Here is a 26,215-nt window from a genome sequence, read left to right on the forward strand (position 1 = left end):
GGCAGGAAAAAAAGGGTTCCGTTCTCTCACATGAAATCCGCAAGCCCGAGCTGAATCTCCTTTTCCTCACCAAATGTTGAGACAAGATACATATCCAGCATCTCGATACGCTGGCGGGTATACTCCGAGATATCGTAGTCCGTGCATATTTTCCGTGACATATCGATGTACTTCTTGACCGACCCCTCATGGACGGTCTGGATGATTTTACCGCCGCACCGGCATTTTCCTGCCATCGGCATCCTCCGGTATTTCGTATTGCACGTCGGGCACCGGAGTTTCTGGCGTGAGAAGGCGTTGAGATTGCCCTGCATGTCAGGGATGAAATGGGTTTTGAGCACCCGTTCTGCCACATCGTCCTCGTCCACTGCCCGGATGATTCTTCCCAGTTCAAACTCTGCCTCCAGTTTGTCAGACATGGTGGTGAGTGTGGTATAGGTGGAGAGGAGCGGCCCTGCCGAGATATTGCTCGTATCATGCGTGAACCCCACCCCTTCATACTGGCCCGGTGTGCCCAGGCGATTCTCCAGATGATCGATGATTTTTGAGAGCTCTTTGGGATGGCGGTATTGCAGTGCCGCTTCATAGAGTTCAATCGGATACGACCGGCAGGCATCGACATTATGTGATTCACCGTCCACTTCGGCAGGGTCCAGTTTGGTGGTAAGGACAAGCGGTGCATCCATCGAGCCGCCTCGGGTTTCCGGCAGAAACGACCGCGAAAAGTTTACCAGTCCGTCCATCAGGAGCATCACGCAGTCCTCATCACCGTCGCACTGGCCGGTAAAGATGCCGTTTGCAGCGAGTGTATGATCCTCTGCAACCGTCAGGCAGTAGACATACTCCCCGAAGTTTGGGATGTATTCCTTTGCCTGTATGGTGTCAGTGATCATCATCTGCCCTTCAAAGACCGGGACGCAGTCGCCCTCATTCAGCTCGACTGCACGGACCTTGCGCTGGTAGGCGAAGTCAGACACCAGCATCGCATGGTCGGATGTGACGGTCACGTGCTTTCCCCGCGATGTGGTGAACCGGATCAGGTGATCGGGTGCCCGGTGAACAGATACCGAGGTCACCTTTTGCAGGTGTATCATCCCGCCGGTGTCAAGGGCATGGACCCAGAAGGCAGCCTTCGGGTCAGAGTAATAGGTGCCCACCTGGTCCAGACCGGGCCGGTCCAGATCAAAGTTCTCGACCACAAAATGCCCGATCGGAAGGCTGCGCCACTCTGCACCGTCATACACGTCGATCATCGTATCGGCCGCAAAACAGTTGCGGCGCTTTGCTGCATGGAAATACGGGTGGGCATATCCCACCGGCGCCTTTGAAACACCTATCACACGGGCAAGCACTCCTGCACTGGTGTGGGGCGCAAGACCCATCACCAGCTGGCCGACGATGTCCTCCCGTGTCTTTGCGTTATAATAGGGGGGCATTCCGTAGAGCTTCTCCAGCATCTCATCGATGAATTTTGCCACCCGCAGGAGCCACCCGGCGCAGTCTTCTGAGACGAGGATGTCCTGTGCCCGGAGCTCCAGTACCTGATCCGGGCTGGTGAGGGGCACGCCGTCGATATCCTGCGGGTACCCCAGTTCAACAAGCCTTTCGACGCTGACCCCGATTTCATTCGGCCGGATATGGGTGAGGGGCAGGTCGATCATATCGTAGCGGAGGGTGCCGTCCTTGAAGACATACAACCCGTTTTTGGCCCGGAGAATTCCTTTTTCAATCGGTTCAACGGTCCTTTCCTTTGAAATAAGTCCGCGGACGCCTTTCAGGAGTTCGACCTCATTCGGGCGCATCCCAAGGGCGGTGAGGGCGCGTGCGTACTCCTCCTTGACATTTATCTCCTCTTTTTGGAGGCAGACACCCTCAGCGCCGCAGACCGGGCAGGTAGTCTCATCCCTGAGGTCACGGGCGCAGCGGGGGCAGGTGAAGACCGCTTCGGTGTGCGTTCCGCACTCACTGCAGATGCACTTGTAGGTCTCCTCTCCGCATGAGGGGCACCGCCGCCGCCCGACGTCAGCATGGATAGTGCCGTCACGGTTGCCTTTCCCTTTTGAGGCCTCCTGGAATGAACGGCGTGATCCGCCTTCATCCCCGACCGGGAAGATGGCATGGGGCGGGGGGCGCATCTCGCGTGCCTTTGACTTCCCGGGTCGCCCCATCCTTCCGCCGATTCGGATGCCCGCACGGGACCGCATCTGCAGTCCCGAGAGGTGCATGGCAAGAGAGAGGCCGTCAGCATCCGGTGCACTCTCCCATTCACTCCGCGTCTTCAAATCTGCGGTGAGGCCAAGGCATGCACAGAGCACCTTCGGGGCAGAGATGAGAATAACCCCGTTGGTAACGGTATGGGGGACGAGAAGAATCTCCAGGTGCCGCTTCTCCGGTGCATCCGCCGGGAGTGTGAGGCCCTCTGCCGTAATGCTTCCGGCGGCGGCCACCCAGTCCGCAAGGGCACGTACCTCCGCTGCGGTGAGGTCGTCCCAGATGTAGGTATATGCCGGGTGGAGGTAGCCTCCCGCACATGCCATCCCGATTGCTTCGGTCTCGTCTGCCGGGGTATGGGTGCCGCCGTCCAGACGCCACCACTCCTCGCAATAGGTCGGCGGAATAAGCGGGTGATTGTTCTCCAGGAACTCACCGTATGAAACGAGCATCTCTCCAACGTCAAGGATCTCCTCCACCTTGCTCATCAGGCGGACGGCAGTCTCTGCGTCGTCGATGCGCAGGACACTGCCGTCCTCCAGCTTCACGGTCGGCCCTTCGATGCTGTCGACCGGCACCACACCTGCTGCCTTGCCCGGCCGCTCCACCTTCATCTGGGTGCCGACGGCAAGGAAATTGCCGAGGAGGTGCAGGGTGGCCGGACTGAACCCTGCTGCTGCAAACCCGGTATTACGTGACCGGCCATAGCGGAGCCGGAATCCACCCGCCCGCATCGGGTATGAAAAGACCGGCCTGCCTGCAATCAGGTCCCGGATGTATTTGTCCTTGGGTTTGACACCGGGTTTCTTCTCCTCGCCGTCATCGTCATCGTCTTTGCTCTTCGATGCCCCTGAGATGATGATATCCAGCCAGTCCCAGCCTTCCATGCGCACCTTATCGACGGTCTTTTTGATCTTCGGCGCCTTGAGGGCGAGCCCCTCTGCCACGACGAGTGCCATGCCGCCACGGACCGTGTTGGTCTCAATCCGCTCCAGGTTGCGGTACCCAGAGACCTCTACACGTTCGGTCGGCTCTCCCTCCACACAGACCGGGCAGTTCCTTATGATCACCCTGAGTTCATCATCCGTCGGGAGATACTGCAGGGAGACCTGGCTGTTATATTTTTTTATCTCTTCAACGTAGCGTTCGACTTCCTCTTTCCGGGGAATATACGCCGCCATTCCCAGTCCACGCCGGACATAATCCCCCACAAGTACCGAGAGCGCCTGGGCGGTACCTCCCGCACTCCGGATAGGTCCTGCATAGTAGATCTTCAGGTAATCGGTCCCGTCATCGTTTTTGCCGATTCCCACTTTAGCAATGCCTTCGGTAGGTGCTGCGACCACTCCTTCCGTAAGAAGGGCCATCGAGGTCCGGATGGCATGGTCCAGCGTCTCCTCGCGTGTGGTCTCCCCGAACATGTGTGCGATGAAGTCGTCACCAATCTTGAGTGCCACCTCTTCACGCGGCATGGTCTCCGCGAGTTCACGCAGCCGGGCGGCCACCCCGGTATATCCCAGCAGGGCCTCCACCCTGTCCGCGAGATCGTTTGCCACCGGAATCTCCACCGCTGTCCGCGGGTCAATCCCCTTTGCCCGCGCCTCATTGGCGACCCCAATTGCCTCTTTGAGCTTTGCCTCAAGCCCGGCAAAGTAAGCCTCCATCTCCGGTGACGCATGCATGGTGATGTGGTCTCTCCCGGAGACTCATTATCATTTGTGTTGGTGCCTCTGTGATGCATGGGTGCAGGCGGACTTCGTTATCTTCATGTGCCAGGGTGGCATAGAGTCTGTATATACAGGCAGGCACCGTGTCCGCTGTCCCGGGTGCCTCCGGAGTGATATCTGTTATGTTTAATGTCCGTGCATTCTGCCTTGGAAAGGCGCATGAAGAAGTGATCAAAACCATCGTGCGGTATGGGACGTTTCTGGTCACCGAAGACGGGGAAAAAACCCTGGAACTGCCGGAGCCCTTCAATATTCATGTGGGCACTCCCTTTGCAGACTATATGGTAAGTCCGTACAATATGTTCGGCGAACGGGCGATGCAGCAGTATGTGCATGACCTCCTCGAGGGGTCAGAGAGTGAATTTGCCTACACCTACCATGACCGCCTCTTTGACTATCCCCGCCGTGATGAGATAGGAAATACGCGCGGCGACGGCCGTAAGGACGGTATCGACCAGGTGGCATATATCATCGATAAACTCCGGTCAGACCCTGCATCCCGGCGGGCAGAGGGTATCACCTGGTACCCGGAGTATGATGCGGTTTCCCGCAACCCGCCCTGCCTCCAGCGTATCCAGTGCATGGTGCGTGACGGTGCTCTCAACATGCATGTCGAGTTCCGGTCAAATGACATGCTCTCCGCTCTGGGGGCGAACATGTATGCACTGGCCCATCTGCAAAAGCATATTGCAGATGCCCTTGGCCTTCCGGTCGGATGGTATTCGCATACCTCGGTATCGGCGCATATCTACTACGAACGCGACCATGAGGAGCTGATGAAGTACGTCAACGGTCTGGGGCTTGCAGAACTGATAAAAAAACTGGATAATAGTGCCTATATAACTCTGTAGGCTTATTCACACATCATTGAGCGGGCAAGGGCTTCGGTCCCCTCCCCTCCCATCCGGTAGAGTGTCATCTTTGCGCACTGTTTGCGGATACCCTCGGACTCTTCTATAACCACCAGCAGCCGCTTTATTGCCGGTTCACCCATGCGGCCGAGGGCAAGAGCGGCATATCCCCGCACCTGTGCATCCTCGTCCCCTAAGAGTTCAACGAGCGGTTCGAGGGTTGCCTCCCCCATCTCGCCGAGTGCTGCAGCTGCATACCGGGCGGTGTCCGGGTCGTCTGAGACGGTCAACAGATAGATCAGGGAATCAATGGCAGGATCCCCTATCATTGCAAGGGCTCGTGCCAGGTACCACCGTACGTCATTGTCATCTGCGTCGATGAGTGCACCAATGAGCGGGTCAACCGCTTCACTGCCGCAGGCTGCAGCAGCAGCGACCGCCTCACGGCGTGCCTTCACATCTCCTGTCAGGATTGCCCCGATATATCCCTCAATCTCTCCCATGTCTGCCATACTAATAGTATTGTTTCACAGGATCAGGTATCAGTTGTTCGGTTGGCAGAAGTGGTGCTGAGTCAGCGGAACAGGAAATCCAATATATTATCTGTAACGTCTCACAAACTCACCTGCAGAGGTATAATATGGAGATAGATAGCACGGAGGCACCCCTGCAGCGCACAGTCGCGATCATCGCCACCGGGCGGGTCCAGCATGTCGGATTCCGTGCCTGTGTGAAGAAGATGGCACAAAACCTGACGGTCACAGGTGAAGTCATGAACCTGCCGGACGGGACCGTTTCCATCCGTGCCACAGCGGAACCTGTTATTATCGAAAAATTTCTCTCGCTTCTCTATTCGTGTCCGCGTGCGGTAGTACGTGACCTGCAGGTAACCGACACAGAACCCTGTGCATTTGACGGCTTCTCAGTCATTATCACGGATTAACCGTGCCTGCCCATATTCAGGCACCATCTTACGTGCCGTAATCCGGAAAAATATTTCCCATCGGAGTCCGCGACGTTTCACTCCTGGGATGATCAGATCTTTTGTATCCTGACAAGCGTTTCCAAACCAAAGAACAGGGTCTTTCTCATGGCCGTTCACCGAACAGGATTCATTCACCATCATATATCAGATGCGTACCTGTTCTGTCTCCTTTCACCGGAAAACCCCTGAAAATGGTGGGCGCTCCGGATTTGTCCTGTGCCGAAAAGCCGGTGTCAGCGGCACTTTGGGGCAGGATCGGTGAACTGCCCGGAGATCTGGTATGCCAGGGTAAACGGCCCTTCTCCCATCACTGCCTGGGAGAGGGAGAGTACATTATCATCGATTATCTCCTGGTTAATTGAGGCACGGAGGGCGGCAATCAGGGCATCAATTACGTCTTCGTTGAGATGGCAGCGCTTGGTGCTGATTTCATATCTGCCGTTAATCAGGCCTGCACGTGCGATGGAGAATACTGCGGCATCCACCATCGATGTTTTCAGGGGATCGATGAGGTCGGAGACGAGTGAGCGTTCCCCTTCCCGCAGAAATCCGTAATCCGGGTCGAGGTAGGCACCGATGACCGAGACGATGGTATTGCCGAAGAGCATCGCATACCCCAGGGAAAGCATGGCATTGACCGGGTCCTGATGGGGCCTCGTTGTCCTGCGGCGGAAGCCAAGCTCCGGTGAGAGGCTGCGAGCCATGATCTCATAATACATGTCGCCGGTCAGTTTGTGCACCCGGCGGAGTTCATCCATGGTGATGAGATACTCAAGGTCTGCGAGGAGATTATGCAGGATATCCTGCTCACCTTCATAGAAGAGGCTCTCCCCCAGCTGGTCCCCGATACGCTCTATTGCGAGCAGCCGTGATTTTAATGTGGCCTTTGCGATCTCCTGTGCAAAGGTATGGGGCATCCGGGCCCGCTGGGCGTTTCTTATATCCGCCCCCACATCATTGCCAAAGGGGTTGAGCATGCCGACCGGTGTCCCGTCCGCATCAAAGAATGAGATGGATGACCCCTGACGCAGCAGGCGTGTCACCGCAGAAGTATGGATATTGTGCCCTCCCACAAGGAGCAGGTGCTGGACTGACGAAAGTGGAAACTCCTTTTGTTCGCCCTTGTAGAGAATACTGAGTGTTGTTCCGGTTGACTTGATGTGGGCGCCGAAGCCCGCCACAACATGCCAGGAGTGTTCGCTTGTCATATATACACACAATAGATACAGTACACAAGTACTCCATCAGTACAGTAATTAATTCATCGTTTGCGTTCTTGGGCCGTTTCAGCGTTCACACGGTGAAGAGGAACCGGATGTATGAATGATTTGCCAAATTGTGGCAAAATTTGGCTGTTCAGAGTTAAATTACCCTTAATCCTTTGTGCGAATACATATATGGTTTATATGCGTTAACTGGTGTATGGAATTTGAACAAACTGATATGATCGTTTCCGGAGATGAACTGATTTCCGCTGCCTGGTGGGTATTTATCCTGCAGGGCCTGTTTGGCATCATCTTTGGCGGTCTTGCCATGCTTTTCCCTGCACTCATCGTTGAGCTGCTTGCAATACTTCTTGGCATTATCATCGTGCTCTACAGTCTGTCAATTATTGCTCAGTCGATTGTGAGCAAAGACTCCGGCGGACGAAAGGTGCTCATGGTAATCTTAGGTGTCATCGGCATCGTCATCGGTATCCTTGCGCTGATGAACATGGTGGTGCTGGGCTTAACCATTGCCTTCATGCTGGGTCTCTGGGCATTTATCTCAGGATTTAGTTCGCTCTTTACGGCACTTACTGCAACTGAATACCACTGGTACAGAATTCTCTTCTTTGTTGTCGGAATTCTCTTCCTGGTATTCGGCATCTATGTCATCATCTATCCGCTTGCCCTGACTGCGGCGTTCATCTGGGTGATGGGCCTGTTTTCCCTTATCATCGGTATTGCAACCATTGTCCTTGGATTTATCATGCAGGCCGAGATGAAGAAGGCCCTGAACGAATCCGGGATGTAACCGGACGCCGGTGTACAATACCCAATATCGGGTGTGCTATGCTACGGCATAGCAATCTTTTTTCAGCACTCCCCTGCATAGTTATACAATACTTATTCCGGGTGCTGCTGCACGTCCGGAATACACAATATCATCCGGATGAAACAGGCATCCACGGTGCCCGGCCCGGCGAAATCAGTTGGTTGTCAGAATGAAATACTGGAACAGGGAGATGGAGACCCTGAAGGGTGATGCACTGCACGCCCTTCAGGCAAAACGGCTCAGGTGGACTGTTGAGCAGGCAAATAACGTACCGTTCTATCGTAAGATGCTGCAGGAGGCAGGTGTGGGGCCTGAGGATATCCGGACGGTGGACGATGTGCAGAAACTGCCCTTTACCCGGAAAACTGATCTCCAGGGCGGCTACCCGTTCGGGTTCTTTGCCGTCCCGATGAAGGAGGTCGTGCGTATCCACACCACGTCCGGGACGACGGGAAAACCGACGGTGGTGGGATACACCCGGCAGGACCTGGATCACTGGTCTGAACTGATTGCACGGAACCTGACGATGATTGGCCTGACTTCTGACGACATCTTCCAGAACGCGGTGAATTACGGGCTTTTTACCGGCGGTCTCGGGTTCCATTACGGTGCGGAGAAGGTCGGGATGACGGTCATCCCGAGCGCCACAGGCAATACCCGGCGTCAGATCGAGATGATCGACGACTTCGGCGTGACTGCCATCCACTGCACGCCGAGTTATGCGATGCACATCGCCGAAGTGGCGGAGCAGATGGGGACGACGCTCCCCACCCTGAAGACCGGGATATTCGGGGCAGAACCCTGGTCTGACAATATGCGCGGGATCCTGGAGGGTAAACTCGGGCTGACCGCCTATGACTCCTACGGCATGTCCGAGATGTACGGGCCGGGTGCTGCCTTTGAGTGCCCTGAGCGAAACGGCCTCCACATCTGGCATGACATGTACCTCGCAGAAATAATCGACCCGCAGACCGGAGAGGTCCTCGGGCCCGGTGAACGCGGCGAACTGGTGGTCACTCCGCTCGTGAAGGAGGCGATGCCACTCCTGCGCTACCGGACGGGTGATATCACGATGTTTCTGGAGGAGGACTGCCCCTGCGGACGCGGGGTGAAGATCGCCCGCCTCCACGGCAGGAGTGATGATATGCTCGTAATTCGGGGGATAAATGTCTTCCCGTCCCAGATAGAGCATGTACTTCGTTCCGTGCCCGAAGTGGGCGATGAATTCCTCGTTTATGTGGACCGCGTGAACCATCTGGATGAGATGACGATTGAGGTGGAGATGAACCGCAGCACTTTCCACGGTGAACTCGAAGACCTGACACGGGCGCAGAACCGGGTGGTGGCGGCATTAAAAGAGGCGCTCAACCTCCGGACCCGCGTGAAACTGGTTGAGTCCGATTCCCTGCCCCGGTATGAGGGGAAGGCAAAGCGGGTCATTGACCGGAGAGGTGATGATGTATGATTGCATGGGACCCGAATATGGAACTGATGCCTGAGGCTGAACTGAAGCGAATGCAGTTTAAGCTCCTGAAGACGCTGGTATACCGGCTGTACTCGTTCTCGAACTTCTACCATGAGCGGATGGTGGCGCACGGTGTGCACCCGGATGACATCACCCGGCTGGAGGATGTCGTAAAGCTGCCCTTTATGGTGAAATCCGACCTGCGGGACAATTACCCGGACAAGATTTTCACGGCGGAGCCGGAAGAGCTGGTGCGCTATCATGTCTCATCAGGGACGACGGGTAAGCCGACGGTGGTGGGCTACACCAAACATGATCTGGACACATGGACCGAGTCTCTGGCCCGTGCCCTCACGTCCTGTGGTGTCGGCCGCGGCGACGTGGTGCAGGTGGCGTATGGCTACGGCCTTTTCACGGGCGGCCTCGGCCTGCACTACGGGGCAGAACGCATCGGTGCCTCGGTGGTGCCGGCATCGGTGGGCAATACTGAACGCCAGCTTGAACTGATGCAGGATTTGCGGGTGACGGCCATCTGCTGCACCCCCTCGTACCTGGCGCATATCGGTGAGACGGCAAAGAAGCTGGGCATCTCCATCAAGGATGACACCCGCCTGAAAAGAGCGATTCTCGGGGCAGAGCCCTGGTCTGACCAGATGCGGGAGCGTATTGAAGAGGAGATGGGCATAAAGGCCTACAACATCTACGGCACCTCTGAACTGTCCGGCCCGATGTTTACGGACTGTGCCGAACAGAGCGGGATTCACATGTGGAGTGATATCGCCTTAGTCGAAATCATCGACCCGGAGACCGGCCGTCCGGTGCCGGACGGAGAGCAGGGCGAGATGGTGGTGACCATTCTCCAGAAAGAGGCTCTCCCTATCATCCGCTACCGGACAGGGGATATCACATCCATCGATCATGCGCCCTGCCGGTGCGGCCGCACGCACCCGCGTATTTCACGTCTCTCCGGGCGGGTGGATGACATGCTCATCATCCGGGGGATTAATGTCTTCCCGTCGCAGGTGGAGCATGCTCTCCTCGGCATCCCAGAAGTCTCCGGCCATTTCATGATTGAAGTTGACCGGGTGGGTGCCCTTGACCAGATGCTTGTCAAAGTGGAGCTCAACCCGGAGGCATTCTCCGACAAAATAAACGATATTCTGGATATCCGTCGCAAGGTAGGACACACGCTTAAGAATATGCTCAACGTAAGTGTTGATGTAGAGATCAGTGAACCGGGGTCACTGCCGCGGTTTGAGGGAAAAGCAAAACGGGTTATCGACAGGAGGGTTCTGTAATGGATGCAACGAAGTATACTATCAAACAGATCTCGGTCTTCTCCGAGAACAGGCCGGGGAGGCTTGCCGCAATTGCAGGCGCCCTGCAGGATGAAGGAATAAACATCCTCGCATTTTCCATTGCCGAGGCAAACGGGTTTGGCGTCGTGCGGGCACTGGTGGACAAGCCGGAGGCCGCCTATACGAAACTCAATGCAATGGGGTTCATGGTCTCTTTCACCGATGTCATCGCTGTGAAGATGCGTGACGTGCCCGGCGGCCTCTTTGAGATGGCATCCATCCTCTCGGAGGCAGGCATCAATATCGAATATTCGTATGCCTACTCGGGCCGTGAGGCAGCGGTGCTCATTCTCCGCGTTGACCGGGTGGCTGAGGCAGTTGAGAAGGTTCTTGCACGCGGCGGGACGCTCCTGAGTGCAGATGAGTTTTCGTGAATATTCCTCTCCCCTGACTTTTTATCCTTCTTGTCTGACTGGTAACAGATCGGTCTGATGGTTAAACCGGGATCTGTTTTTCTGGCGGATCGATGCGTTCGATATGGCATAGCGAACTACGATTCTTCGTGTGACTGCAAAAACGTTCAATATCCCGGCGAAAGATGATAGATGAGATAACTCTGTGAGAGCCCCGTTACCGGTGTGATCATGAAGGTATTCTCTCTCCTCCTGCCAATGTGCATTCGGTACCCCTAGTAATGGGCAAGATTCCGGCAACAGCATAAGGAAAGCATAAATAGTCGACAAAACGGGCCAAAACTCCCCAAATTCGCATCCACACAGTGGCCCGGAGCAGCCTGTTCTCACCCAGACCCTACCAATTTATCCTACCAAAATATGGTGGCAATGGTGCCCCCTTAATGGTCCACAATTATTCGTTATTTTTGCAAATAACAGATATTACAGCTATTTTTTCCGGCGGTAAATAATGATAAGAAAATACGCCCATATCGCTTTTTGATTCCCCAAAACAGAAGGTCAAAAGGGGGAGAAAGAGGGGTGAGGCAGGGGGGCCGTTTCCGATATGCATCCGACCAGTTTACACACCGGTGTGGGCGAACGTCCCGGCGATGACCGGGACCTTTGTCGCATCGCGGTATCCGGGAATGAGGGCGGCGAGGTCGCCCTCGGAGATCGTGGTCCCGATGTCCCGGACTTCGCTGAGAAATAAATCCATCAGTCCCATATGACCAAAGTTCTGTCTTTCTGTGCACCCGGAAATGTCCATTCCATTCACAAGCATATAAACAGATGTGCTAAGATTGAAGCAATCATGATGTTGGTGGTATAATCTGCTGATTCTCTTGACTATCTCTTGAACCTCCCGTTTATCCCATGCAATGGTAAACGTCAATTTCTCACCTACACAGTCGGGTTCCACTTATCGTTATACCACCTAAGTACCTGTGGTCCTTTCGTTGGGAATACGGTCGCGAAACCGTTTTTCAGATTCATGAGGATTGAGTTGTAATACTAACTATGCCTCACAATCAGTAATATCAGGAAAATTATCTTCCGTCTGCTTCCATCTGGCAATCAATATAAACAAATAATACTTCACAACTCCAGAGTGGCTCCTTCTCCATACCTCTCCTTGTACCAATGAAAGATAACTCTCCTGTTATCCTTTAATACATGAATTCCTCATCGCCACGATATGCTGCATCAATGTTTTCTATCTCTTCCAAGAGCTTTTTCGTAGAAAGAAGAAAACCCTCTGTAAATTGTTTGAGTGGAACTTTAAGAAACTGAAATTCCTTATTTACAAAATTGATATATTTTATTGTCAACATGTCTGTCAATTTGTCATAATAAACAAAAAATTTAAAACCTCCCGCAAATACCTCATTTTTACAAGATGCTATGTAACGGAATTCCGTATCACCTAATTTTTCAGTATCAATCGATTTGAATACAAAAAATATATTGAGAAATAGGGTGTCAAACTGTGAGATATCGCCTCTCGGTACCTTGTCAAGACCGGAAATATCCACTCCCTCGATATAGACCTGGATGGGGACCCAGAAATCAAGGAGTCGAAACTCTCCTTCTCCTGATCGGACATTCCGTTCAAGTTTTTCCTTGTCCCAAACAATTTTCATTATTTTATCATCCTTTATTGTGTTCCGGAATTGGGCATTTGATTCCATTGTTCGTGCAAAAGATGTTCATTGACTACATACTATAATTTGATGGTACGGCAATTCCTCATGGTATCGTTCGTAATACCACTCACGGAGAGTGGAAATCTCATCAGCCATCCACTGGTATTCGTCGGTGTCAACAACCTCAGGCCAGACCTCCCTTACTTCCCGCAAGAACTCCTCGTTTCCCTGAACAACAGCGATTGCGAACCCTTTGAGGGGGGCCGTTGTCTGCGCATGATAGTTTATCGCCCCACTCATATAATCGACCAGAATCGTCTCATTATCATCCAGAAGGGTTACCGTGAATTCAAAACCCGGGCCGGAAACCTCCGGTACATCGGAAGAAAAATGTATTGTCTCCGGATCGATATGTTCCGGGTCAAGCAACTGAAACACCAGATTAATATTGGGAAAGAGAAAATCAAAAAATGTCCATGCTCCGCCGATGATATCAACGTCATCGATGAATAGATGGAAGCCCATTTCGAATCCCTTCCATGTTTCGGGGTCGTAATGGATGGCAGATACTGTTCGGATTCTATCTTCCAGTTCATTCCGGTTCCAGATTAGCTGTATATGACCCGGAGATTTTTTGATATCGGAATTCGGGATTTCCCTATTCGCAGGTGCTCCTGTCCGTATAATCGTGTGGGTGGCATCTTCCCCATACACCTCTCGATACCAGTCTTTGATAATATCCAGATCCGCCCTGAAGATCCGGTAACTGGAGTCTCTGCACAGTGTAGAGATGTTCAGGATTTCCCCGATCATCTCTTCTGCTGAAAGGATAACACCGGTTGCAAAGTCTCTGAGCGGGATAGCCACGGATTGAAATTCTTTTTTCCCGGTATAGATATAATCGAAGGTCACGAGATCAGTCGTCCTGTCGTATTGCACGAAATATCGGAATCCTTTTCCCAAAACGCAGTTCTCAAGATTATAGGTGAGATGGAAGGGTTTATCCCCCAGCCGCTCCGGGTCGATGGAGCGAAAGACCGAGAAGGTGCCAAGGAATACGTCCATTAACCGTGAATAAGCGTAGTCTTGTCTTTCTTCCAGTCCAGAGATGTCCACGCCACCCACTACGACATGGAATAATGATGCGATGCCGAAACAATCCAGATGTCGTGGTTGTGAACTGGTAATACTCTCTATTACATGTTTCACCCCCATTTTATCCCATTCAATGGTAAACATCTATTTCCCCTTCAGTAAAGCATATCCAGAAATGCAGTGAATGAATCCGCGATGACAACTCTTCGTCTTGGTCTCTTTATTCCGGGTGTCGCGTATAAGATCCGTGGATGCGTCCCCCTCCTGTAATCTAGGCAGATGTAGTTGCCTTCCGTATCCTGTGCAATGGGGCAGGGGCCCCTGCTGTGACCACCTGGCGAATGCCAGCCGACGGCGGTGAAATACCTCCGGAAAAAGTCTTTCGATCTCGGGTCGAGACTCAACAGTTTTGTAATTGCCTTCCCCGTCTCATCCCTTACATCAAAGCGACACGGAACGGGACTCCCGCCCCCATTTTCAGTAGCACATGTGGTATAATCCTCCGGCAGTGTCACGCGAAACATTTTCTCAATGCAGGGTAACAGGTCGTTGAGGTCTTCCCTTTTCTCTTCGGTATTCTCCCATCGAATATCTTTCATAACGCGTCTCCTCTCCCTTTCATCCCGGTCAATTACTCGCACCGCTCCATTATGTCAAACAGTTCGGTGAATGAGTTGCACAGAAATTGTATGGATTTTTCAGGGTCCATTTCGTAGAATACCCAGTGGACTACCTTTGGAGGAAAGCCTTCCCGGTAATCAAAGCAGATAAGATCGTGGTTCAGGGCATCGGCGAAAGGAATCACATTGTCCGGCAGATAGGCTCTGGAGCCCTGTACCGGGCAGTTCAGGGAGTAATAGAGAAACAATATATTGAGTTTCTCCGGGTCGAAACCGGAGAGACGGACGAACTGGTTTCTTCCCCCTGGGATTTTTTCGTTGACGATGATATTGTAAGGATAAGGAAACCCCATTGAATGTTTCCTCACGCAAGCCAGGTAGTCATCGGGATACGTGATGTCAAGGATCTTCTGCACGCAGTCGATCATCTCCTCGTCGGCGGCATCCTCAGCGCCTATCCAGCGTATACTGTCATCGGTGACTGTCGCGGCAGGTTTCATCTCAATAGGGGGGGACGAGGCGGTCGTCCCATACCGTTCCTGATACCAGTCCCGGATGACTTCCATGTCCTCTTTCAATGCAATATAATTGTCATCTTCCCTTAATTCGGGAGCGAGTTGCAATACTTCTTCAAGAATTTCAATAGATGAATGAAGTACACCATCGACAAAATCTCTTAAATCGATTTCCAGAATCCGGTACTCGGGGTGTACAAAGTTGTGATATTTTAAGGTAAGACTGTCTCTTTCTTCATTATAATATATATAAAGATTAAATGAGCCGCCATCCACTCGATTTTTCACACTTGATATATGGTGAAAATTATCTTCTTGGAGATTCTCCGGATCAATAGAATGGAATATATGGAAAAATTCCAAGAAAAGGCCATCAAAATGTGTATTGTTCCCTTTTGGAACTTCTTCAAGTCCTGATATATCAACGCTGTTTGCATAAACCTGTATGGGTGTTAGAAAACCGATAGGCCCAGCTTCTCCTGTTCCGGATTGAATACCTCGCTTTACATCCTTTTTATTCCATACAATCCTGAACATTGTTTCTCCTCCTACAAAGTTGGATACCATCCTTCATTTGGAATCTATTTATATACCTGTGAACCACTGATTGGAATGATTCTCCGGAGACAGTGCTTTACTGCATTAGAATTTGGTGAGTATTGTTATAACAATCCCTGAGTTTTTGTACTTCCAGAGTTTCTTCTAACATTGGATTAATTGATAATAATTGGTCAATCAGATCCATTGTGGCAATTTGTAATGCCTCCACCCATTCCTCAAGAGAAACCACAATTTCTTTCCAAGGCGGGTAATTTGGATTATTCGACTTAAATATCACCTCAATTTGCGTACCATATGGAATAAATAATAGGACGTGAGGATCATCCAAAAAATGGAGTCCGACAATTTGTCCTTTTGCAATATTTGGAATAAGTGCGTGCATGTCAACGATCAGATACCAGACATAATCGTTGATGTATTTCGATAATTCGCTGACTGTCTCTGTCAAGACGGTATCATCATTACCGACATAAATGTCACCAGCAATATCGTGTGGTTGGATCTCTCTATTTGGGTACAACTTTAATGGATCGCTATCCCATGTTTCGGGAGAAGAGATACGTATTTTAATTAAATTTTTTGACGACATGTTCTGAACCTCAATTCAACTGGATCTGACGTAATAAATCCTTATAATTCGGTTGCTACAGTGATCCCGCCCATCATCTCCGACGGGGAAGAAATCATCAATGAATTTCAGCCGGGGGCGGCGTTACCTCCGATGTGAGGATAGGATACAGGAATTTACGAAATCAATACCCCATATCTTCTTTCATACCATTTTCTGAGTATCGAAATATCAGTGACTTTCCGGAGATAAAAGTCTGAAGAACCCAATTCCGGCCAGACATTCAACGCCTCCCGAAGGTACTCCTCATCTGCCTGAACAAATGTCTCGACAAATTCCCTGAGAGGGGCAGTAGTCTGCGCATGATCAATCATCGCTCCAGATTGATAGTCAAACAGTAACGTTTTGTTATCCTGAAGAGTTATGGTAAATTCAAAACCCGGACCCGAAACTCCTTCCGGTCCATCAGTCAGGTAATTCATTTCTTCCGGATCGAGATATTCCGGGTTCATTTCTTTGATGATCCAATACAGATCAGAAAAAATGAAGAAAAACAGGGAATCAAACATCGTATATGCCCCACCAATGATATCGATATCGGCAATAAACAAATGGAAGCCCATTTCAAATGTTAAATGTGGATTGTAGCGTAGTTTAGAGACAACATTTCGGGTACGATCCTCCAGTTCATTTCGATTCCAAACGATCTGAATCATTCCGGGATGAACTATGGCTGTTTCATTGATATTCTGCCTGTTCAGGGAAGGTTTTACAACTATCTGTTTCGAGGTATCTTCCCCATACACCTCTTGATACCAGTCTTTGATAATATCCAGATCTGCCCTGAAGATCCGGTAACTGGCATCCCTGCATTCTTTTGAGATACTCAGGATTTCCCCGATCATTTCTTCTGCTGAAAGGATAACGCCGGTTGCAAAGTCTCTGAGTGGGATAGACACTGATTGAAATTCTTTTTTTCCGGTATAGATATAATCGAAGGTCACGAGATCAGTCATTTTGTCGTATTGCACGAAATATCGGAACCCTTTTCCCAAAACGCAGTTCTCAAGATTATAGGTAAGATGGAAGGGTTTATCCCCCAGCCGCTCCGGGTCGATGGAGCGAAAGACCGAGAAGGCGCCAAGGAATACGTCCATTAACCGTGTGTAAATACAGTTCTGTCTTTCTGTGCACCCGGAAATGTCCACTCCATTTACAAGCACATAAACAGATGTGCTAAGATTGAAGCAATCATGATGTTGGTGGTATAATCTGCTGATTCTCTCGACTATCTCTCTAACCTCCCGTTTATCCCATTCAATTGTAAACATCTATTTCACCTATATTGTTGGATTCCACTTTTCATTGTAATACATAAAGACCTGTGGTCCTTTCGTTGGGAATACAGACGCGACACCGGTTTCCGGATTGATCAGAACCTTAATCTCATCAATCCCATATAGGTGAGCATCTGGGGGAGAGTACGTTGGCTTTTTGCTTTGTGTCGCCCACCCACTCTGTGTTGCTTCGAACGCTTCATCAGCCCATTGGATTAGTTTTTCTTTCATTTCTTCTCGTGTCAGAGTTGATGTGCCGGGATATTGAATGGGTGACCCTTTATCCGTATACCAAACAACTTGATCTGACGTTGGGAAAAGAGTTGTAGCGTCTTTCAAAACATCTTCCGTCCCATCAACGTGACGGCCAACGGCATGGTCCAAACTTTCCTCAATAAACGGTATTGCACCATCCCCCACTTTCGTGACATGAACGACCTCCGTGAGATCGACGCCCCGGCGCATCAGCATAACGAGGTCGTCCACAACAAGATCATCATACTCGGTTTTCAGGCGTGTCCCGACCTTCACTCCGTCGTCTCCGACGGGGAAGAAATCGTCAATGATCCGCAGCTGTTTGTCTGCAGAAAAAAGGCCGATGATCCCCTGCTCTGCAAGATGTCTTCCAAGAGGTTTGATGGCTTCGGGATATTTCCAGGTATATGTTGCAACATCGGCGCCCACTTTCTCTGCATCCCCGACTAGCGGGATGAGTCCGATTCCGGTGAGGGCTGCTCCATAGGTGTCATACTCGGAGACTGCGTAGATGAAATCACGGACATCCCCATATACCGCAATGCCGGAGGCAATCCAGCCCGTAACATAGGGAGGAGTGTAGGAATACGTATCTCCTCCGATCAGATCATAGCATATCTCGCCCCTCAGACCGGTTTCACCGAAGATTGTTCCCAGGCGCAGGGCGACCTGGTCCCGAATCGCATCGTTAATTGCTGTATTGTATGAAGGGATGAGGGGTTCGTCATCGTCTCCATCGATGTCAGTGGGCCAAATATTTTGTTTACAATTCCGACAGCAAACAGCAATATTTCAAATGCAGCAAATCATCCATTAAATAACCATGACAATCGAACCTCCTGATTGGATTGTCCTTTCGCACAGATCAATCAATTGATGAAGATGTGATTTAGCTCCTTCCCAGCGATGTCTTGGAGTTGTTCCACACCTGTTCATTTCTCGCCTCCGTCTTTGCTCATCTGTCTCCGTCAGGAGGATAATTCCCTTCCTGTCAAGTTCCTCAAGTTGTTTCAGCATCTTACGATAAAATGGAAGAAGTTTCTGAACGTCTTCCAGTTGAATCACTTTTTCTTCATCCAATCCAGAGTATTCCACAATACTTTCATATTCATCCATACCGAGTCCCAATGTTTCTCCTACTCGAATAATGTCACTAAATGAACCGTAACTCATCATAGTCACGTACTCCCGCGTACCGTCCGACTTCTGGATTTCAAAGTCCATTCCCATGGTAACTTATACTCCGATTGTTTTGTAGAGTTCATGTAGTTCACGGTTTGTATAATCGAGAACATGATCAAATCCATTTCCGTCTTTCGGACCGATAGCAACCGTTTCTAACTCGGCCATTCTGAACTGTGCGGTTGAAAGGAGATCCGGTATGCTCGTTGAAATAAATCGTTCCTGGTCATTGATAACAGCCATGTCTCGGCTGAGTTGATCCTTTGCGTGTTTAGCTGCATTTCGTCCCATTTTTGTCTGTACGATTGCTTTGACAGCGTTATCTCTTACAATAACAGTATCGATTTCACCGAGTACCATATTGTTTACATTTCTTAATTCTACATTGGAGTAGAACGTATACATTGAATTCGGATACAGATCATTCAATATGGTCTTCTCTGCAATGATCTCCGCGATATCCCCTTCGCTTTTAACCAATTGTGAGGAACCTTGAACAATCCCTAACGCTTCAGCGTGCCTTGCCAGATGGATTCCGTCGATTTTACCGACCTCAAGTATCCGCGTCATCGGAACATCTATATTCCGTAACGCTGTCGCGCCTCCGTCAAAACAGTGATCCAGTACATATAATTGGAGGGATTCACTTGGAATACTCTGAATTATATTTTGTTTTGTTAAATATCGTCCCAGATTGGCAGCTCTATCCGAATATCTGGTCACAACTTTTTTTAGGGCATTTACTGACCGTTCGCTATCCCCAATAAATGGAACAATACCAAGGGTGTTTAAGCCAGCCCCTACGCTGTCGCCCTGATAAAGTGCCTCAACAGTATCTCGAATATCGCCAACAACATAGTATCCTGATGCCATCCAGCCTATAAAATACGCTGGTGATGATGCAACCTCATCGCCGACCAGCCAGTTCATCGATCCACCTTTGATCCCCGTCTCTCCAAATATGGCTCCGGTCGTTGCATCCCGTTTTTCGATTAACCAATTGACAGGAACTGTTATGTAGGCCGGGGTCAACGGAGCATCATCATTACCATCGGAAATGAAATCACCGTCGGTGTCTGGATTAAATGGGTCTGTTTCTAGATAATCCTCATCCCAGTCGTCCAGTCCGTCGCCGTCAGTATCGATGAGTGTAGGGTCGGTGGTGTGATGGTTGCCGAATCCATCTCTAAAGCCGTTCTCTTCGTAATCATCCAGAAGGCCGTCTCCTTCCTCGTCATCGTTGTTCAGCGTCGCGGTGACGGAGACGGTCTGGTTTTTTTCCACCGTCACGTTATCAATATATGGTGCGTAGCCGTCTTTTGTAACGGTAATCTGATGTTCGCCTATAGGAACGGTTGGTAGTACAAGTCCTCCGGTGGATGAAGTCATGCCCCGATAATCATTATCGACATACACTCTGGCCTCTGTCGGCGGGGACATCACCTGAACGGTGCCGGATTCATCGGTCAGGTTGAAGTGGACATAGGTGGTCTGATTACTGACAACATCTACGGTATTTTCTGCATAATTGTACCCATCCTTAATGATACCTACAGAATGGGGTCCTGCCAGAAGATCATAGACATGGTCATTCGTTCCGTCGCAGTAGATGTCGTCAACATAGATATCGGCAGGATATGGATTGGAAGACACATAGAGGGTACCTGTGGGTGCGGACTCCTGGTTGATGAGCGGTCCAGTATTTTGGTGTGTTCCGATTCGGCCAACATCACAGATATTGCGACGTCAATATAGCAGAATTAACGGCTCTGTAGAAAACCTTCCAATTATTTCAAAGAGTTATATTATGGAGGACCATTCTGATCTTGATTTCTTTCATCTGGTTGTAATATTTTCTCGATCGAACAGTGTCCCCGTATCTTCTCTTAAGAATTGAAAAGACCGTTTCCACCATATTTCTCTGTCCGTACTTCTCCTGATTAAATTGCTCAAACATCTCCATCCGATATTTTCCGGAGTAAATATTTCCATTCCATTTTCGAACAGAAATTACTGATTCGGTGCCCTTAGTGTCTCTAATGTTTTTGTGAATATCCTCTGAATCGTATCCTTTAACCATTGTAAAGCACTCTGATCTGGTGATCCTCATGACCTGATTTATCTGGGATTTTGCATGCTGTGAGTCATGGACCGGTACTTTTGAAAACTTCCAGCCCAGAATTGTCATTTTGTCCGAATCCACAGCAATTGAAGCTTGGATGAAACTTTTCCGTGTCTTATTGATCCTTTTCGAATAGTAGTGACTTGCATATGAGCTGGGTAAATCCCGTAGAATCAATCGATGTAATTTTTATCATCTCTCCTTTTTGATGCACTATTCGAATCACACATTTCAGAATGATTTTGAGTGAAAGGGAGGGTATTCTCGTCATAAATTTTTGGAGTGTAGTAAAATGAGGGACATTTTTCAATTCAAGCTCCTCTTGTATTGGAGTTAATATCTCCATTAATTCTGTAAAATCGCGATAATCCATACCAATTTCTTCCTTCAAAATAATCAGGGTCAGAAGCTGGTGTTGGGTATATTTCTTCTTCGAATATTTGGAAGAGTGGAGAGGTATATGAGAATTTTGGATTACACTGAGAGAGGTTTTCACAAGATTGATGTACCTGTTCTCAGACATTATTTACGGAACTCCGGAGTGTATTTGTGGTTAAATAACACTGGAGTTCCCGTACGATCGATCTTTCGGTTGCGTTTTTCTTAGAGGATTTCTACAAGGCCCAATTTTGCTTAAACCAAAAAATAGCCAATATTTGGCCTTGTAGAAGTTTCCTCAGAAAAGAGAAATGAGATATTTCTGACCTATAATGAGCGTTAATTTTCCGAATGTGTGATATCATTATTCTATTTACTATTTGCCTTCATCTTCCGTTTCTCAGTCAGGGAATGAAGGTCATTTTCCAGTAATGTTAGGTACTGGATATGCTGTTTCCTCACTCATGTAGTTGTAGGGTATGGTTCGCATAACTTTGGGGTAAATCCCGACATCAGATCTAACAACGCATTAATAACCCAAAATGTATCTGTGTCCAGAAAAATTGCATCCACACAGCGGCCCGGAGTGGCCCGTTCTTACCCGGACCCTACCAATCCATCCTCCCAAAATAGAGTGGCAATGGTGCACCGTTATTAGTGTGGAATTCTTGCTCAATATTGGAAATAATGCACAAAATGGCCGTATTTTTGACGCGCCATCATGTGTTGGGAAAGGAGGTCAATATGGGCCACGTTTTTGCAAAAACAGGGGTTGTATATCCATGTTGTTGGTAATCATTGGGTCACGTATACGAGCCAGGGTCTACTTGTCCGTTCATGTCTAAATTTGGCCTGGATGGCATCATTCGTATTAGGACGAGATATGGGGCATGCTGTGGGATTGGTGGTTTGCACTGGTGCAGAGAGGCTATCCTCTTTTTGTCAATAATCTGAACCAATAATCTGCACCCAAAAAATTGGATTTTTGTCCTGATGGAACCGTTGTGTCTGAAGGGATGCAACTATTATTTCAGCTTAAAGTTCTGACTCATCAATACCGGCTATTTTCATCAGATGTTTCTGCAACCCGATCTTTAATGGAGTATTTCCGTGAACAGGAACTGTAATCCGGGCTGTATCTCCGGACTTGGCATAGATGTGATGGCTGCCGGTTATTCGTTTCAGCTCCCATCCATCTGATTCGAGTATTTTGCAGAATTTCTTGCCGCTGACTGGTTTCACACAGCAATCTCCATGACCCTGCTCTTTCCGGAGAGATCGATGTCATGTACATCTACTGAGAGGCATCCTTCAACTGCATCGTATATATTGGCCAGTAATTCATCAAAGGTATCTCCCTGGGTCACACAGCCGGGAATTGAAGGAACTTCTGCCCAGAAACCACCCTCTTCTGCTTCATGGATGATCACTTTTAGTTTCATGATATACTCATATTGGTGGGGTTAATATAATAGTGTCCTTGTGCAGCTATTCACCCGGAAAACACTCAATTGAGAATGGATTTCTATCGGTCAATTTATTGTTGCGACCGATGGCTGCATCCTTTCAGCGGGTGAAGGGTGCATGGACGGAAGGGATTGACCCTTCAGATACTCGGGGCGGCACGCACTGCCTGCTCATGCAGCAATGAGCGGGAATAATCAGGGGAGAGTCGAAACTGGGTGGATACTCGTTCCGGTACACATACAGCCCCTCAAAAAAGGTGATAAACAAAGGAATTTCCTCCCCGTTTCTCTCAGTTTTCGTTCGGTTCAGGAAAGCTCAGCCCTCATCAGCGCCAACCACCGCGTCTCGCGGGAATCGCTGTCGGGTCAAGGAGAATAAATTGCAATGGTCCTCCCTGACCTTACGAAAGCGGATCAGTCTGTTTTGCAATCCTGGGGAATGCAGCAGAGCCGAAACCCAAGCCTTTCGCTCCCCTCCGGAAACGGGCATATTGCGACCTGTACAGTGATATCCGTCTGATTCGCCCCTGAAAGAAAAAGAGAAATAAAATAATGTGGGAATTTTGGGTGGTTCACTTAATCTTTTTGTTGAGTTTCTTGAGCTTCTTCTTGGCCGCCTCGCTCCCCGCACCCGCCTGTTTCGAGAGTTCTTCTGCCTTGGCCATCTTCGCTTTGTTCTGCTTCTCCAGTTGTTTCTTACTCATTGCCATACAGTTACCTCGCAAGGCCTTTGCCTGGTTATATTTATTTTTTTCTTCTTATTAACCAATATCGTTGTACCCCCTTTGAAAAGCTTGGAATAAACGAATAGCTGACCTGTTCAACTGCTATTTTCAATATTTAAGCGCCATTAATGGCATATTTAAAATCAGTATGGCAAATGGACCGAACGCATATTCCATCACCATTTTATCTGATATCCGGTCGCCCTGCTCATGGAGACCATAAAATGCAGAACCGTTCTCCCGGAGATCGGCCCGCCGTGTACGTGAATCTCCGCGGAGATGGTCTGCGGGATGAGATAGAGCGTGACCGGTCCGGCCCGGATATCTGTCCGTGGAGCCTCCGTGATGTTTATCTTGTCAGCCGCCGACTGTTCATTGGCAGTTCCTGACATTTCACTGTTGGCGCAGGGTCTTGTGGTGGGGCTGCCCTTTCTTTTTCCAGCGTCTACGGGCTGCATGTCCGCACCTCCCCGTTCGGTATCATCTGCCGGGTTGTTTCTTCTGCGGTTTCGTTCTCCCCGACGAGCAATGCGTGCCGTTCCGGGGTGTGTTGGCTGGGAACGTCTGGCAGTATAAGTTCTCCGGTGGATGAAGTCATGCCCCGATAATCATTATCGACATACACTCTGGCCTCCGTCGGCGAGGGCATCACCTGAACGGTGCCGGATTCACCCCCCATGCCTGTGAGTCGATGAAGAAAGGGGGGCCACCGCATCGTGGGGAAGCACTATTACAAAAACAAAATCTTCAGCCCAATCGCCACCAGAATCACGCCCCCTGCAATCTCGGCATACTCCCCGATCAGGTGGCCGATCCTTCTCCCCGCAAAGACGCCTGCAAACGAGAGGATAGCGGTCACCGCGCCGATGATAATCGCAGGAACGAGCACGGTCTCCCCCAGAAGGGCGATCCCCATCCCGGCAAAGAGTGCGTCAATCGATGTTGCAATGCCCATAATCATAAGGGCCGGGACGGTCTCAATCGGGCTTTCCCCTGTCCCTTCCTGCCGGCTCTCATAGATCATCTTGATGCCGATGCCGGCGAGAATCAGGAATGCGATAAGGGGGCCGTAGCCGGCGAGAAACGCGGAGACGGCACTGCCGGCATACCATCCGAGAATGGCCATGCCTCCCTGAAATCCGCCGAAGACCGCTGCCGCCAGCATTCCCGTCTTGGCAAGCGACCGTCTGGTGGTGATGCCTGCTGAAACAGAGACCGCGAATGCGTCCATCGCAAGGCCGATGGCGATAATGAAAAGTTCAGGTGCCTGCAAACCTATGCCTCTCCTGATGAATGAAGTGTCTGTCCCATGTGTCTGCTCAGTACTGTGACATCACGGTATATTGGGTTGTTTATTCTGCCCCTCTCATCAGGCCGTCGAAAAGAATGTGGCCGGTGTTCCGGCCGGAAAAAATTATTTCTTTTCCCATTTCAGGAGTTCTGTCACTGCCGCAAGGGTGGCGCCCCGGCGAATTTCCTCTCTGATGCGCCGTTCGGTCTTGTTGACCTCAAGCGCCCGGCGTGCCACCTCATAGGCACGCTCACGCGGCACGACCACAACGCCTGATTCATCCCCCACAATCCAGTCGCCGGGCCGGACCGTCTGCCCGCAGCAGGTGATACCGGCACCAATCTCGCCGAACCCTTTCGGCTCCCCTGCGTTCGGCACCACGCCGGTTGCAAAGACGGGAAAGCCGTATTCCCGGATATCGTCCACATCGCGCACCGGGCCGTCGATGACAATGCCCGCCACCTTCCGGTTCATCGCTGAGAGGGTGGCAAGTTCGCCCCAGGGGGATACCGAGGAGTCGCCGGAGTTGTTGATGACGATGACATCGCCTGGCTGCGCCACGTCAATCGCCTCCACCGGTTTTGCCCAGTCACCGCCGAAGGTCTGCACGGTCACCGCAGGACCCGCCATCCGCACCCTTCCGCAGATGGAGACGATACGCTGCATCGCTCCCGTGCGGTGCATCGCATCGGTCACATTGGGCGCCGAGACCTGTGCAAAGAGTGCACGGATTTCCTCCCCGGTGGACTTTTTCTCCGGCGGCACAATCGACGGGTCATCGATTGCGGCTCGTATCTGTGCCGCAGAGCCGGTCACGTCATTGGACCGGACGATATTTCCGCCGACAATGACAATCGCAGCACCTGCCGCCACCGCCTGTGCCGCCGTTGCGGCATCAAGCCCCCCTGCCACCGCCACCGGTATGGTCACCTCGCCGATGATGGCAGAGAGCGTATCAAGAGAGCTTTTGCCGATCATCTGCTGGTCGATACCCACGTGGGCGTTGATGATGTCAATCCCCAGTGCCTCAAGTTCACGGGCCCGTTCTGCCGGGTTTCCGGTATTGATGAGGTCTGCCATCAGGCGCACCCCGTAGAGGCGTGCCGCCCGCACCGCATCCTGAATGACAGCGTCATCTGCATCTGCGAGCACACAGATGATGCTTGCACCGGCCTTTGCCGCCATCTCGACCTCGATGGTGCCGGTGTCTGCAATCTTCATGTCGGCAATAATTTCATTGTCCGGGAACGCCTCTCTGAGGCGGCGGACTGCGTCCATACCGGCACTTTTAATGAGCGGGGTGCCCGCCTCAATCCAGTCGGCACCGCCTGCAACCGCCTCCAGTGCGATTGGCACTGCACGGCCGGCCTCCTGGATATCCAGGGCGACCTGCAGATGGGGAGAATTCATATCCATTCTCTTGGA

Annotated in this window: 25 protein-coding genes and 1 pseudogene; 6 read left to right on the forward strand and 20 right to left on the reverse strand. The window is 50.6% G+C overall.

What is annotated here, in order from left to right; all coding sequences use genetic code 11:
- Positions 1–26: 26 nt before the first annotated feature.
- A complete protein-coding gene (locus L1S32_RS00115; RefSeq protein ID WP_278155355.1) occupies positions 27–3,893 on the reverse strand; it encodes a DNA-directed DNA polymerase II large subunit in 3,867 nt (1,288 codons plus the stop codon).
- A gap of 167 nt (positions 3,894–4,060) precedes the next feature.
- Here L1S32_RS00115 and L1S32_RS00120 point away from each other — a divergent pair, with 167 nt between their 5' ends.
- Positions 4,061–4,789, forward strand: a complete 729-nt coding sequence (locus tag L1S32_RS00120) for a thymidylate synthase (RefSeq protein WP_278155356.1) — start codon at positions 4,061–4,063, stop codon at positions 4,787–4,789.
- Between the two features lie 2 nt (positions 4,790–4,791).
- Here the strand turns inward: L1S32_RS00120 and L1S32_RS00125 are convergent, their stop codons facing one another.
- A complete protein-coding gene (locus L1S32_RS00125; protein ID WP_278155357.1) occupies positions 4,792–5,301 on the reverse strand; it encodes a HEAT repeat domain-containing protein in 510 nt (169 codons plus the stop codon).
- Positions 5,302–5,429: 128 nt separating this feature from the next.
- Between L1S32_RS00125 and L1S32_RS00130 the strand changes: the two genes are divergently transcribed.
- Positions 5,430–5,732: an acylphosphatase gene (locus tag L1S32_RS00130; protein ID WP_278155358.1), complete on the forward strand. Its 303-nt coding sequence runs from the start codon at positions 5,430–5,432 to the stop codon at positions 5,730–5,732.
- 275 nt (positions 5,733–6,007) lie between these two features.
- Here the strand turns inward: L1S32_RS00130 and cas1 are convergent, their stop codons facing one another.
- The gene (cas1, locus tag L1S32_RS00135; protein ID WP_278155359.1) at positions 6,008–6,982 is read right to left on the reverse strand and encodes a CRISPR-associated endonuclease Cas1; all 975 of its coding nucleotides are present in this window, start codon (positions 6,980–6,982) and stop codon (positions 6,008–6,010) included.
- A gap of 214 nt (positions 6,983–7,196) precedes the next feature.
- Here cas1 and L1S32_RS00140 point away from each other — a divergent pair, with 214 nt between their 5' ends.
- The 4 genes from L1S32_RS00140 to L1S32_RS00155 all read left to right on the forward strand — a co-directional run bounded on the left by L1S32_RS00140 (position 7,197) and on the right by L1S32_RS00155 (position 11,008).
- Positions 7,197–7,790 (forward strand): DUF308 domain-containing protein, encoded by a 594-nt coding sequence (locus L1S32_RS00140; protein ID WP_278155360.1) that lies wholly within the window; start codon positions 7,197–7,199, stop codon positions 7,788–7,790.
- A 190-nt stretch (positions 7,791–7,980) separates the two neighbouring features.
- Positions 7,981–9,276: a phenylacetate--CoA ligase gene (locus tag L1S32_RS00145; protein ID WP_278155361.1), complete on the forward strand. Its 1,296-nt coding sequence runs from the start codon at positions 7,981–7,983 to the stop codon at positions 9,274–9,276.
- Positions 9,273–10,574, forward strand: coding sequence for a phenylacetate--CoA ligase (locus tag L1S32_RS00150; RefSeq protein ID WP_278155362.1), 1,302 nt, complete (start codon positions 9,273–9,275; stop codon positions 10,572–10,574). Before L1S32_RS00145 ends, L1S32_RS00150 begins: the two co-directional genes overlap by 4 nt.
- Positions 10,574–11,008, forward strand: a complete 435-nt coding sequence (locus L1S32_RS00155; RefSeq protein WP_278155363.1) for an ACT domain-containing protein — start codon at positions 10,574–10,576, stop codon at positions 11,006–11,008. Before L1S32_RS00150 ends, L1S32_RS00155 begins: the two co-directional genes overlap by 1 nt.
- A 601-nt stretch (positions 11,009–11,609) precedes the next feature.
- Here L1S32_RS00155 and L1S32_RS00160 read toward each other — a convergent pair.
- The 17 genes and pseudogenes from L1S32_RS00160 to L1S32_RS00240 form a co-directional block, all read right to left on the reverse strand.
- A complete protein-coding gene (locus L1S32_RS00160; RefSeq protein ID WP_278155364.1) occupies positions 11,610–11,747 on the reverse strand; it encodes a hypothetical protein in 138 nt (45 codons plus the stop codon).
- 451 nt (positions 11,748–12,198) lie between these two features.
- Entirely contained in the window at positions 12,199–12,720 is a 522-nt protein-coding gene (locus L1S32_RS00165; protein ID WP_278155365.1) for a hypothetical protein, read from the reverse strand.
- Between the two features lie 18 nt (positions 12,721–12,738).
- Complete coding sequence (locus tag L1S32_RS00170) at positions 12,739–13,914, reverse strand: hypothetical protein (protein WP_278155366.1); 1,176 nt, start codon at positions 13,912–13,914, stop codon at positions 12,739–12,741.
- Positions 13,915–13,925: 11 nt separating this feature from the next.
- A complete protein-coding gene (locus tag L1S32_RS00175) occupies positions 13,926–14,369 on the reverse strand; it encodes an SMI1/KNR4 family protein (protein WP_278155367.1) in 444 nt (147 codons plus the stop codon).
- Positions 14,370–14,401: 32 nt separating this feature from the next.
- Positions 14,402–15,442 carry an SMI1/KNR4 family protein gene (locus L1S32_RS00180; protein ID WP_278155368.1) on the reverse strand — a complete coding sequence of 347 codons (1,041 nt, stop codon included), beginning with the start codon at positions 15,440–15,442 and terminating at the stop codon, positions 14,402–14,404.
- A 97-nt stretch (positions 15,443–15,539) separates the two neighbouring features.
- Positions 15,540–16,055, reverse strand: coding sequence for a hypothetical protein (locus L1S32_RS00185; RefSeq protein ID WP_278155369.1), 516 nt, complete (start codon positions 16,053–16,055; stop codon positions 15,540–15,542).
- Between the two features lie 155 nt (positions 16,056–16,210).
- Positions 16,211–17,365, reverse strand: a complete 1,155-nt coding sequence (locus L1S32_RS00190) for a hypothetical protein (protein ID WP_278155370.1) — start codon at positions 17,363–17,365, stop codon at positions 16,211–16,213.
- 9 nt (positions 17,366–17,374) lie between these two features.
- A complete protein-coding gene (locus tag L1S32_RS00195; protein WP_278155371.1) occupies positions 17,375–18,055 on the reverse strand; it encodes a hypothetical protein in 681 nt (226 codons plus the stop codon).
- Between the two features lie 384 nt (positions 18,056–18,439).
- Positions 18,440–18,856 (reverse strand): hypothetical protein, encoded by a 417-nt coding sequence (locus L1S32_RS00200; RefSeq protein ID WP_278155372.1) that lies wholly within the window; start codon positions 18,854–18,856, stop codon positions 18,440–18,442.
- A gap of 6 nt (positions 18,857–18,862) precedes the next feature.
- Complete coding sequence (locus tag L1S32_RS00205) at positions 18,863–20,461, reverse strand: PEGA domain-containing protein (RefSeq protein WP_278155373.1); 1,599 nt, start codon at positions 20,459–20,461, stop codon at positions 18,863–18,865.
- Positions 20,462–20,600: 139 nt separating this feature from the next.
- Positions 20,601–21,453, reverse strand: a pseudogene (locus L1S32_RS00210) (IS5 family transposase).
- An 890-nt stretch (positions 21,454–22,343) separates the two neighbouring features.
- On the reverse strand, positions 22,344–22,550 hold the full coding sequence (locus L1S32_RS00215) for a type II toxin-antitoxin system HicA family toxin (RefSeq protein WP_278155374.1): 207 nt from the start codon (positions 22,548–22,550) through the stop codon (positions 22,344–22,346).
- The gene (locus L1S32_RS00220; protein ID WP_278155375.1) at positions 22,547–22,750 is read right to left on the reverse strand and encodes a type II toxin-antitoxin system HicB family antitoxin; all 204 of its coding nucleotides are present in this window, start codon (positions 22,748–22,750) and stop codon (positions 22,547–22,549) included. The genes L1S32_RS00215 and L1S32_RS00220 overlap by 4 nt, the downstream gene beginning before the upstream one ends.
- 596 nt (positions 22,751–23,346) lie before the next feature.
- On the reverse strand, positions 23,347–23,478 hold the full coding sequence (locus L1S32_RS00225; protein ID WP_278155376.1) for a hypothetical protein: 132 nt from the start codon (positions 23,476–23,478) through the stop codon (positions 23,347–23,349).
- A gap of 197 nt (positions 23,479–23,675) precedes the next feature.
- Positions 23,676–23,957, reverse strand: a complete 282-nt coding sequence (locus L1S32_RS00230; protein ID WP_278155377.1) for a hypothetical protein — start codon at positions 23,955–23,957, stop codon at positions 23,676–23,678.
- Between the two features lie 272 nt (positions 23,958–24,229).
- Positions 24,230–24,772, reverse strand: coding sequence for a manganese efflux pump MntP family protein (locus L1S32_RS00235; RefSeq protein WP_278155378.1), 543 nt, complete (start codon positions 24,770–24,772; stop codon positions 24,230–24,232).
- Positions 24,773–24,913: 141 nt separating this feature from the next.
- Positions 24,914–26,200 carry an orotidine 5'-phosphate decarboxylase / HUMPS family protein gene (locus L1S32_RS00240; RefSeq protein WP_278155379.1) on the reverse strand — a complete coding sequence of 429 codons (1,287 nt, stop codon included), beginning with the start codon at positions 26,198–26,200 and terminating at the stop codon, positions 24,914–24,916.
- Positions 26,201–26,215: the final 15 nt, after the last annotated feature.

The sequence above is a fragment of the Methanogenium sp. S4BF genome (assembly GCF_029633965.1).
GTDB lineage: Archaea > Halobacteriota > Methanomicrobia > Methanomicrobiales > Methanomicrobiaceae > Methanogenium.

What these genes read in the sequence shown, in the direction of transcription:
- L1S32_RS00155 (WP_278155363.1), top strand. Translation starts at nt 10,574, where the DNA reads ATGGATGCAACGAAGTATACTATCAAACAGATCTCGGTCTTCTCCGAG.
- L1S32_RS00175 (WP_278155367.1), bottom strand. Translation starts at nt 14,369, where the DNA reads ATGAAAGATATTCGATGGGAGAATACCGAAGAGAAAAGGGAAGACCTC.
- L1S32_RS00140 (WP_278155360.1), top strand. Translation starts at nt 7,197, where the DNA reads ATGGAATTTGAACAAACTGATATGATCGTTTCCGGAGATGAACTGATT.
- L1S32_RS00180 (WP_278155368.1), bottom strand. Translation starts at nt 15,442, where the DNA reads ATGTTCAGGATTGTATGGAATAAAAAGGATGTAAAGCGAGGTATTCAA.
- L1S32_RS00220 (WP_278155375.1), bottom strand. Translation starts at nt 22,750, where the DNA reads ATGAAACTAAAAGTGATCATCCATGAAGCAGAAGAGGGTGGTTTCTGG.
- L1S32_RS00125 (WP_278155357.1), bottom strand. Translation starts at nt 5,301, where the DNA reads ATGGCAGACATGGGAGAGATTGAGGGATATATCGGGGCAATCCTGACA.
- L1S32_RS00120 (WP_278155356.1), top strand. Translation starts at nt 4,061, where the DNA reads ATGTTTAATGTCCGTGCATTCTGCCTTGGAAAGGCGCATGAAGAAGTG.
- L1S32_RS00225 (WP_278155376.1), bottom strand. Translation starts at nt 23,478, where the DNA reads ATGAGTAAGAAACAACTGGAGAAGCAGAACAAAGCGAAGATGGCCAAG.
- cas1 (WP_278155359.1), bottom strand. Translation starts at nt 6,982, where the DNA reads ATGACAAGCGAACACTCCTGGCATGTTGTGGCGGGCTTCGGCGCCCAC.
- L1S32_RS00130 (WP_278155358.1), top strand. Translation starts at nt 5,430, where the DNA reads ATGGAGATAGATAGCACGGAGGCACCCCTGCAGCGCACAGTCGCGATC.
- L1S32_RS00165 (WP_278155365.1), bottom strand. Translation starts at nt 12,720, where the DNA reads ATGGAATCAAATGCCCAATTCCGGAACACAATAAAGGATGATAAAATA.
- L1S32_RS00200 (WP_278155372.1), bottom strand. Translation starts at nt 18,856, where the DNA reads ATGGGAATGGACTTTGAAATCCAGAAGTCGGACGGTACGCGGGAGTAC.
- L1S32_RS00185 (WP_278155369.1), bottom strand. Translation starts at nt 16,055, where the DNA reads ATGTCGTCAAAAAATTTAATTAAAATACGTATCTCTTCTCCCGAAACA.
- L1S32_RS00230 (WP_278155377.1), bottom strand. Translation starts at nt 23,957, where the DNA reads ATGCAGCCCGTAGACGCTGGAAAAAGAAAGGGCAGCCCCACCACAAGA.
- L1S32_RS00115 (WP_278155355.1), bottom strand. Translation starts at nt 3,893, where the DNA reads ATGCATGCGTCACCGGAGATGGAGGCTTACTTTGCCGGGCTTGAGGCA.
- L1S32_RS00160 (WP_278155364.1), bottom strand. Translation starts at nt 11,747, where the DNA reads ATGGATTTATTTCTCAGCGAAGTCCGGGACATCGGGACCACGATCTCC.
- L1S32_RS00190 (WP_278155370.1), bottom strand. Translation starts at nt 17,365, where the DNA reads ATGTTTACAATTGAATGGGATAAACGGGAGGTTAGAGAGATAGTCGAG.
- L1S32_RS00240 (WP_278155379.1), bottom strand. Translation starts at nt 26,200, where the DNA reads ATGAATTCTCCCCATCTGCAGGTCGCCCTGGATATCCAGGAGGCCGGC.
- L1S32_RS00150 (WP_278155362.1), top strand. Translation starts at nt 9,273, where the DNA reads ATGATTGCATGGGACCCGAATATGGAACTGATGCCTGAGGCTGAACTG.
- L1S32_RS00145 (WP_278155361.1), top strand. Translation starts at nt 7,981, where the DNA reads ATGAAATACTGGAACAGGGAGATGGAGACCCTGAAGGGTGATGCACTG.
- L1S32_RS00170 (WP_278155366.1), bottom strand. Translation starts at nt 13,914, where the DNA reads ATGTTTACCATTGAATGGGATAAAATGGGGGTGAAACATGTAATAGAG.